Source organism: Rhizobium chutanense (assembly GCF_002531935.1).
In the GTDB taxonomy this organism is placed as follows: domain Bacteria; phylum Pseudomonadota; class Alphaproteobacteria; order Rhizobiales; family Rhizobiaceae; genus Rhizobium; species Rhizobium chutanense.
The window spans coordinates 19,082-27,452 of sequence record NZ_NWSV01000043.1; the positions used below are offsets into that span (position 1 = coordinate 19,082).

Consider the following 8,371-nt stretch of genomic DNA (forward strand, 5'->3'; position numbering starts at 1 on the left):
CGATCGGGAGCGAAATGTCCAATACCCTTGCGTGACCTTTAAGCAACGCATTGTGGCGAAAATGCAACGCACCCCGTCACATTGTCAAGCCGTGCATGACCTCGGCGCGTCTCACTTTTTTAGAAACGACGCGGTGCTTCCGGTTTGTTTCCGGCAATCAGGTCGATCCGCTCCAACACGTCGGGCGTCATTTTGTGCCGGTGCGAAAGGGCCGCGAGATTGTCCTGCAGCTGGCTGGCGCGCGACGCACCGAGAATGACGGTGGAGACATTGCGGTTGGCGAGGCACCACAAAAGCGCGAGATGGGTGATCGATATTCCGATCTCGTCTGCAAGCTTTGCCAGTTCGCCAACCTGCTTGAGCTGGGCGCGAGCGGCATCGCTCGACCATCTCTCCTTCAGCCACTCGTAGCCCGGCAGGTTCATGCGGCTGTCGGCCGGCACACCGTTATTGTATTTGCCGGTCAGGACGCCGGAGGCGAGCGGCGACCAGATCGTGGTGCCGAGGCCGATCAGCTCGTAGAGTGGCAGGTAGTCGGATTCGACCTTCTGACGTTCGAAGATGTTGTACTGCGGCTGCTCCATGGTCGGCGGTGTGATGCGCAGGTCCCGGGCGACGGCGTAGGCTTCCGTCAGTTGCTGCGCCGACCATTCCGACGTTCCCCAGTAGAGCACCTTGCCCTGGGCGACGAGATCGTGCATCGCCCGGACGGTTTCCTCGATCGGCGTGTCGATATCCGGGCGGTGGCAGAAATAGAGATCGAGGTAGTCGACCTGAAGCCTTTTGAGCGCCGCGTGGCAGGCATCGGTCACGTGCTTGCGCGACAGGCCGCGCTGCGTCGGCTTCTGACCGCCCCAGAAGACCTTACTCGATACGACGAAGCTGTCGCGGCTCCAACCAAGCGATTTGAGCGCCTCGCCCATGACGATTTCGGACTTGCCGCTTTCGTAACCTTCGGCATTGTCGAAAAAATTCACCCCGTTGTCATAGGCGAGCTTCATGAGGTCGACGGCATCGCCGCCGTTGACCTGCTTGCCGAACGTGACCCACGAGCCGAAGGAGAACTCGCTCACCTGCAGACCCGATTTTCCCAAACGACGATATTCCATCATGCAGCTCCCGAATTATGAAACTGGGCCGGCCAATCACCGGCGTCGCGCGATCGATCGACGACCGACTCGCGTAATCTATGGCATGCGTGGGGATATGCGAGGCTTCGCGATCGATTCGCATCGCCTCTTTTGGTAAGAACCGCGCACAATCCAGTGAACTGGCCCGCTGATTGGACCGACGTCCTTGCGGCAATGGCTGCCGGAAAGAAAAAGGGCGCTCAACGACATCAGCCGGAGCGCCCGTAGCGTGCGATCGACGACGTTTGCGGCGGAGGTCGACGGCAGGCAGCGTGACATAACGAGATTCGGAACGGATTGGCAACATGCGCGTGCAATCGGGACGCTGCCGGCCGCCGATCGAGGCCGGTTCATCCACTTGTTATCCACAGCTTATCCACAGGTGCGGCGGCCACGATTGCAGCAACTTCAATGAGATTCGCCCGGTGGCAAACCGCACCCCACAGACGCGATGTGACTGTTGAATGACACTGCGCTTTTGTTTGTCCGCCCGGATATAAACCGCGCCCGGGCTCGGCTAGATTCAACTCTCTTCCCGACCGTGGCGGCGGACGCCGGGAGGAGGCGGGCGGTGGGCAACATGAGGGCCCGCCGCCCTCTTTTCATTCAGGCGGTGCGGGAACTCCGGTAGACCGAGACGCCCAGTTCCCTGATCTTCTTGCGCAAGGTGTTGCGGTTGAGGCCGAGAAGATCGGCTGCCTTGATCTGGTTGCCGCGCGTTGCCGTCAGCGCAGCCAGGATCAGCGGATATTCCATTTCCGTCAGCACCCGGTCATAGAGGCCGGGCGGCGGCAGGTTTTCGCCGAAGCCCGAGAAATAGGTGCGCATATTCTCCTCGACGGCTTGCGCGATCGTCATCGAGCCCGAGCGGATCGGCCCCTTGTCGATCGGGCTGTCGGGCACGTCGGAGCGAAGCTCGGCGTCGATGATCTCGCGGGTGATGACATCCTGCGGATAAAGCGCCATCAGACGGCGGATGAGGTTTTCCAGCTCGCGGACGTTGCCCGGCCAGGCATAGGCCTTCATCAGTTCCAGCGCTTCCTGATCGAAGCGCTTGGAGCCGAGCCCTTCCTTTTCGGCCTGCTGGATGAAATGGCGCACGAGATCGGGAATATCCTCGGCGCGGTCGCGCAGCGGCGGCAGGCGCAGCGGCACGACGTTGAGGCGGTAATAGAGATCTTCGCGGAAGAGGCCCTGATTGATCGCCTGCTTCAGATCCTTGTTGGTGGCGGCGACAATGCGCACGTCGGTGCGGATCGGGGTGCGGCCGCCGACGGTGGTGTATTCGCCCTGCTGCAGCACGCGCAGAAGCCGGGTCTGGGCATCCATCGGCATATCGCCGATCTCATCGAGGAAGAGCGTGCCGCCCTCGGCCTGCTCGAAGCGGCCGGTCGAGCGGGTCTGAGCGCCGGTGAAGGCGCCCTTCTCATGGCCGAAGAGTTCCGATTCGATCAGGTCGCGCGGGATCGCCGCCATGTTGATCGCCACGAAGGGGCCGTTGCGACGCTTGCCGTAATCATGCAGGGCGCGGGCGACGAGCTCTTTGCCGGTGCCGGATTCGCCGGTGATCATCAGCGTCAGGTCCGTCTGCATCAGGCGGGCGAGCACGCGATAGATTTCCTGCATCGCTGCCGAGCGGCCGACCAGCGGCATGCCGTCCTGCACATCCTCTTCGAGCTTGGCGGGCTTGCGCTTCGGCTCGGCGAGCGCGCGGCCGATGATGCCGATCAATTCGGTGAGGTCGAAAGGCTTCGGCAGGTAGTCGTAGGCGCCCTTCTCCGAGGCCTTGATGGCGGTCATGAAGGTGTTTTGCGCACTCATGACCAGGACCGGCAGTTCGGGGCGCGCCTTCTTGATGCGCGGCAAGAGGTCGAAGGCGTTTTCGTCGGGCATCACCACATCGGTGACGACAAGATCGCCCTCGCCCGCCGAAATCCAGCGCCAGAGGGTAGCGGCGTTGGAGGTGATGCGAACGTCGTAGCCGGCGCGGCTCAAAGCCTGGTTGAGCACGGTCCGGATGGCCGCATCATCATCTGCAACGAGGATCGTGGCTGTCATCGAGAATGTCCTGTCGAGCTTGCGGAAGAGGCGTCTTCGAGCGAGGCGTCCTTCGACGCCGGCATGAGAACGCGGAATGTCGTGCGGCTGTTCTGGCTGTCGCATTCGATGATGCCGCCGTGATCGCCGATGATCTTGGCGACCAGCGCCAGGCCGAGGCCGCTGCCGTTCGTCTTGGTGGTGATGAAGGGATCGAAGAGATGCGGCAGCAGATCGGCGGGAACGCCGGGGCCGTTGTCGTGGACGCAGAATTCCAGCGGCAGCGAGATCTTTTCGCGGGTGCCGGCAACCGAAAGACGAATGCCGGGACGATAGGCCGTGGTCAGCATGATCTCGCCATCCGGCCGGTCGCCGACCGCTTCGGCGGCGTTCTTCACCAGATTGAGGAAGACCTGGACGAGCTGGTCGCGATTGGCATAGACGGCCGGCAGCGACGGGTCGTAACTCTCGGTGACGCGGATGTTGCGGGCAAAACCCGCTTTGGCGACCGCCTTCACATGATCAAGCACGGAATGGATGTTGACCGGCATGCGGTCGACAGGGCGTTCGTCGGAAAAGACTTCCATGCGATCGACCAGCGAAACGATGCGGTCGGTTTCGTCACAGATCAGGCGGGTCAGTGCCCGGTCGTCGTCGACCGCCGATTGTTCAAGCAGCTGGGCAGCGCCGCGGATGCCGGAAAGCGGGTTCTTGATTTCATGCGCCAGCATCGAGGCGAGACCGGTCACCGAGCGGGCGGCGGCGCGATGCGTCAGCTGCCGGTCGATCTTGTCGGCCATCGAGCGCTCTTGGAAGACGATGACGACAGCGCCGGGCTCGCTCACCACGGGGGCGACGTAGAGATCGACGAGCTTGTCCTGGCCGAGACGCGGCGAACTCAGGTCGACGCGATATTCGTTGACCGGCGCCCTGCGCTCGCGCACCTGGTCGATCAAGGCAAGCAGCGGGCTGCCGAAGGGAATGAAGGTCGAGATGCGATAACGCGCCAGATGCGAAGCGCTGGCGCCGAAGAAGGCCTCCGCCTCCCAATTGGCGAAAACGACGAAGCCGGATTCGTCGACCATGATGACAGGGTTCTGGATGGCATTGAGCACGGCCATGGCGACGGTGCCGCCGGCCTGATCGGGCGGAAAGGTCGTATCCTTTGTCATGCGGCCTCCCGGCTATCGTCGATCCCGGCCGACAGCGCATCGTAAAGGCGCGCCGTCACCTCGCGCGGATCGCGCGAGGTCATGATCGCGGCCTTTTCGCCGCCGGCGAGATCCGGGGCGAAACGCTGGAGATACCAACCGAGATGTTTGCGGGCATGGCGGATCGCCACCGCCTCGCCATAGAAATCCAGCATCATCGCGTAATGTTCGACGGCGATATCGGCGATCTCCTGTGAGCGTGGCCCGGCGGCGCCCGCTAGGACGCCGGCATGCCATGGCCTGCCCTGGCAGCCCCTGCCGATCATCACGGCGTCGGCGCCGGAACGGCGCAGAATTTCCCGCGCATCTTCCGCGGTCTCGACATCACCATTGGCAATCAGCGGGATGGAGATCACCTCGCGGACGGGACGGATCGCGTCCCAATCGGCGCGGCCTTCGTAGAATTGCATTCGGGTGCGCCCATGGATGGTCACCAGCTGAATACCGGCCGCCTCGGCGCGGCGGGCAATCTCGGGCGCGTTGATCGAATTCTCGTCCCAGCCGAGGCGCATCTTCAGCGTCACCGGAATGTCGACGGCCTTGACCGTCGCCTCGATGAGGCCGAGCGCGTGATCGGGATCGCGCATCAGCGCCGAACCGGAATAACCGCCAATCACCTTCTTGGCCGGACAGCCCATGTTGATGTCGATGATATCCGCGCCGTGATCGGCAGCGATCTTCGCCGCCTCCGCCATCCAGTGCGCCTCGCGGCCGGCGAGCTGCACCATATGCGGCCGGAAGCCCGCCGCCTTGAGCCGCGACCAGGATTCGGCGGTGTCGTTGACCAGTTCGCGGCTCGCCACCATTTCGGTGACGACGAGGCCGGCGCCGAAGCGCCAGGCGAGCTCGCGGAAAGGCATGTCCGTGACGCCGGACATCGGCGCCAGCACAACACGGTTCCGCACGGATACATCTCCGATTCGGAAAGGCGCTGCGAGGTCCTTGGAAATCAATTGATTATCTTTCAGGCACACCATGGAACTGCATTATTTTTAGCCATAGATCGATGTCTTGCCAAGGGGGCTCGGGACGGAATCGATATTTTTCGGGCAGATGCTGGAAAAGGCCAAAGCAAGGGGTTAGAGCACTCCGGTCAATTCCGCATATTTTAGGGGATTTATGCTGCAAATGCCTTCCAAGCAACCGATATCGGCCGGAATTGTCATCGTTGCCGCCGGCCGCGGCGAGCGCGCAGGCGCCTCCCAGGAAGGCCCGAAGCAATATCGCCTGATCGGCGGCAAGCCGGTTATCGTCCATACGCTTGAAAACTTCATGACATGGGGGCCGGCAACGCAGATCGTCGTCGTCATTCACCCCGACGACGAGGCACTGTTTGCCAAGGCCTTCCGCCACATCATTTCGGCAACGCCGATCGAAACGGTGCATGGCGGCCCGACCCGCCAGCAATCGGTGCTCGCCGGCCTCAGATACCTCAAAGACAAGCAAATCAGCCATGTGCTGATCCACGATGCGGTGCGGCCATTCTTCGACCATGCCCTTCTCGACCGCATTGCCGGGAGCCTCGGTGACGGCGCGCAGGCGGTGCTGCCGGCAACGCCGGTGACCGATACGCTGAAACGCGCCGACAGCGCCGGCACCGTGCTGACGACCGTTTCCCGCGAGCAGCTCTATGCGGCGCAGACACCGCAATCCTTTGCTTTCGAAACGATTCTCGATGCGCATGAGAAGGCGGCGGCGAGCGGGCGAAGCGATTTCACCGACGACGCCTCGATCGCGGAATGGGCGGGCATTCCCGTGACGATCGTCGAGGGCACGCCCGATAACGTCAAGCTGACGGTCAAGCGCGATATATCAATGGCCGACGACAAGCTGTCGGCCACGCTGCTTCCGGATGTGCGCACCGGCAACGGCTATGATGTGCACCAGCTCGAAGCCGGTGACGGCGTCACCCTCTGCGGCGTGTTCATCCCACATGATCAGAAACTCAAAGGCCACTCGGATGCAGATGTTGCGCTGCACGCGCTGACGGACGCGCTGCTTGCCACCTGCGGCGCCGGTGATATCGGCGATCATTTCCCGCCGTCCGACCCGCAATGGAAGGGCGCGGCCTCGAAAATCTTCATCGAGCATGCCGCCCGGATCGTGCGCGAGCATGGCGGCACGATCATGAATGCCGACGTCTCGCTGATCGCCGAGGCGCCGAAGGTCGGCCCGCATCGCGATGCCATGCGGGCGAAACTGTCGGATTATCTCGGCATCGATATCGAGCGCTGCTCGGTCAAGGCGACGACCAACGAGACGATCGGTTTCGTCGGTCGGCGCGAAGGCATTGCGGCGATCGCCACGGCGACCGTCGTCTATCGCGGGAGGAAATGATGAGCCTGTTTCCTCCGGACATCCTTTCGACGGCAGAGACGATCATCCGTGAATTCACGGCCGCCGGACTGATGCTCTCCACAGCCGAATCCTGCACCGGCGGATTGATATCAGGGGCGCTGACCGAGATATCCGGCTCATCCGCCGTCGTCGACCGCGGCTTCATCACCTATACGAATACAGCCAAGATCGAGCTGCTCGGGGTGCAGGAGGAAACATTGCTGCAGTTCGGCGCGGTCTCCGAAGAAACCGCGCGGCAGATGGTGCATGGCGCCCTCTTCCGCTCGCGCGCCGCGATCGCCGTTGCCGTCACCGGCATTGCCGGCCCCGGCGGCGGATCGGCGGAAAAGCCGGTCGGCCTCGTGCATCTCGCCGCCAAATCACGCGCCGGGGCGCTCATCCACCGCAAGATGCTTTACGGCGATATCGGCCGCAGCGAGGTTCGGCTGGCAACGGTCAGGACGGCGCTGGAGATGATCTTGTCGCTCCGCTGACCGCGGCGCTCTGTCAGGCCGCAGTGTAGATCTTGCTTGCGCGCGTCTCGAAGGCTTCGGTGAACATGCGGAAGGCGCGATCGAACATCGAGCCCATCAAGGCGCCGAGAATGCGGCTCTTGAACTCGTAATCGATGAAAAAGTCGACCGTGCAGCCGCCTGCCGGCGTCTCGGCGAAATGCCAGCGATTGTCGAGATATTTGAACGGGCCGTCGATATATTTGACCTCGATGACATGCTCGGCCCGGTTCAGCAGCACCTGGGTCGTGAAGGTCTCGCGGATCGCCTTGTATCCCACGGTCATATCGGCAACGAGCAGGATCTTGCCATCCCGCTCCTTGCGGCTTCGAATGGCGAGCGCTTCACAGAGCGGCAGGAATTCGGGATAACGCTCGACATCGGCAACGAGGTCGAACATCTGCTCGGGCGTGTGCGGGACGGGACGGTGCGTTTCGAATTGCGGCATAGGCGGCACTTAAGCGGGCGCGCGGAGAAGATCAAGAAGCTCGCGCATCTGGCGACGGGATTTTAGTTGGAGAATTGGCACCTCGGGGCCGACAACATGATCCCGAAGTGCGGCCTCGATCAACGGAACGGCATCCCGCTCGAAATTCCAGATATAGGCAAGCGCTTCCAGCGAGAGGCGTTCGGGACAGCCCGCAGGCAATTCGGGACGATTGCGCCCGAAATAACGCAACGCTCTGGATATTACTCCATACAGGCATATAGATCTGGGCAGCCGAAGCCAAATGACGGCCTTGGCACGCGGAAGGCGCAGATGAAAGGAGCTCAGCCCGGTTCCATCCATGATCCAGCGTTCTTTCACCACCGCCTTGGCGATCAGGCGATCGATCTCGTCGCGCTGCCTCTTTCTCCAGCCAGGCAGCCAGTAGAAATCGCGATCCATGGAGATGTAATCAAGGTCGAGCGCTCGCGACAGCCGCTGTGCCAGCGTGCTCTTGCCGCTGCCGGGGCAGCCGATCACCAGGATACGATCAGCTTCGACCAGCATCGATTTCAAATCAATTTGACCTTCATCGTCGCCCTCAAAATGAGACGCCTCGGCCGAGGAGATCGGCGGGGGCCTGCCCCTTGTATCTGCACGTTAGTGATTTCGTGCGATGGAAGCGCCTTAGCCTCTGGCCGGGTGGCCACCCGGCCA

General features: G+C 62.3%; 8 protein-coding genes. 2 read left to right on the top strand and 6 right to left on the bottom strand.

The features are described from left to right. Positions 1-119: 119 nt before the first annotated feature. The 4 genes from CO666_RS31625 to dusB all read right to left on the bottom strand — a co-directional run bounded on the left by CO666_RS31625 (position 120) and on the right by dusB (position 5,355). Positions 120-1,109: a potassium channel beta subunit family protein gene (locus CO666_RS31625; RefSeq protein ID WP_097615855.1), complete on the bottom strand. Its 990-nt coding sequence runs from the start codon at positions 1,107-1,109 to the stop codon at positions 120-122. Positions 1,110-1,736: 627 nt separating this feature from the next. Continuing rightward, the gene (gene ntrC, locus CO666_RS31635) at positions 1,737-3,188 is read right to left on the bottom strand and encodes a nitrogen regulation protein NR(I) (protein WP_085737177.1); all 1,452 of its coding nucleotides are present in this window, start codon (positions 3,186-3,188) and stop codon (positions 1,737-1,739) included. Further along, a complete protein-coding gene (locus tag CO666_RS31640; RefSeq protein WP_097615857.1) occupies positions 3,185-4,339 on the bottom strand; it encodes a two-component system sensor histidine kinase NtrB in 1,155 nt (384 codons plus the stop codon). Before CO666_RS31640 ends, ntrC begins: the two co-directional genes overlap by 4 nt. Then, complete coding sequence (dusB, locus tag CO666_RS31645) at positions 4,336-5,355, bottom strand: tRNA dihydrouridine synthase DusB (RefSeq protein WP_097615858.1); 1,020 nt, start codon at positions 5,353-5,355, stop codon at positions 4,336-4,338. The genes CO666_RS31640 and dusB overlap by 4 nt, the downstream gene beginning before the upstream one ends. Positions 5,356-5,497: 142 nt before the next feature. Here dusB and CO666_RS31650 point away from each other — a divergent pair, with 142 nt between their 5' ends. Both CO666_RS31650 and CO666_RS31655 read left to right on the top strand, forming a co-directional pair. Beyond that, a complete protein-coding gene (locus CO666_RS31650; RefSeq protein WP_097615859.1) occupies positions 5,498-6,715 on the top strand; it encodes a bifunctional 2-C-methyl-D-erythritol 4-phosphate cytidylyltransferase/2-C-methyl-D-erythritol 2,4-cyclodiphosphate synthase in 1,218 nt (405 codons plus the stop codon). Beyond that, positions 6,712-7,209: a CinA family protein gene (locus tag CO666_RS31655; RefSeq protein ID WP_179869794.1), complete on the top strand. Its 498-nt coding sequence runs from the start codon at positions 6,712-6,714 to the stop codon at positions 7,207-7,209. Before CO666_RS31650 ends, CO666_RS31655 begins: the two co-directional genes overlap by 4 nt. A 13-nt stretch (positions 7,210-7,222) precedes the next feature. Here the strand turns inward: CO666_RS31655 and CO666_RS31660 are convergent, their stop codons facing one another. Beyond that, positions 7,223-7,675: a type II toxin-antitoxin system RatA family toxin gene (locus CO666_RS31660; RefSeq protein WP_097615861.1), complete on the bottom strand. Its 453-nt coding sequence runs from the start codon at positions 7,673-7,675 to the stop codon at positions 7,223-7,225. 9 nt (positions 7,676-7,684) lie between these two features. Beyond that, complete coding sequence (locus tag CO666_RS31665) at positions 7,685-8,221, bottom strand: AAA family ATPase (RefSeq protein WP_097615862.1); 537 nt, start codon at positions 8,219-8,221, stop codon at positions 7,685-7,687. Positions 8,222-8,371 lie beyond the last annotated feature (150 nt).

Coding starts and splice junctions, on each gene's coding strand:
- CO666_RS31625 (WP_097615855.1), bottom strand. CDS start 1,109: ATGGAATATCGTCGTTTGGGAAAATCGGGTCTGCAGGTGAGCGAGTTC.
- ntrC (WP_085737177.1), bottom strand. CDS start 3,188: ATGACAGCCACGATCCTCGTTGCAGATGATGATGCGGCCATCCGGACC.
- CO666_RS31640 (WP_097615857.1), bottom strand. CDS start 4,339: ATGACAAAGGATACGACCTTTCCGCCCGATCAGGCCGGCGGCACCGTC.
- dusB (WP_097615858.1), bottom strand. CDS start 5,355: ATGGTGTGCCTGAAAGATAATCAATTGATTTCCAAGGACCTCGCAGCG.
- CO666_RS31650 (WP_097615859.1), top strand. CDS start 5,498: ATGCTGCAAATGCCTTCCAAGCAACCGATATCGGCCGGAATTGTCATC.
- CO666_RS31655 (WP_179869794.1), top strand. CDS start 6,712: ATGATGAGCCTGTTTCCTCCGGACATCCTTTCGACGGCAGAGACGATC.
- CO666_RS31660 (WP_097615861.1), bottom strand. CDS start 7,675: ATGCCGCAATTCGAAACGCACCGTCCCGTCCCGCACACGCCCGAGCAG.
- CO666_RS31665 (WP_097615862.1), bottom strand. CDS start 8,221: ATGCTGGTCGAAGCTGATCGTATCCTGGTGATCGGCTGCCCCGGCAGC.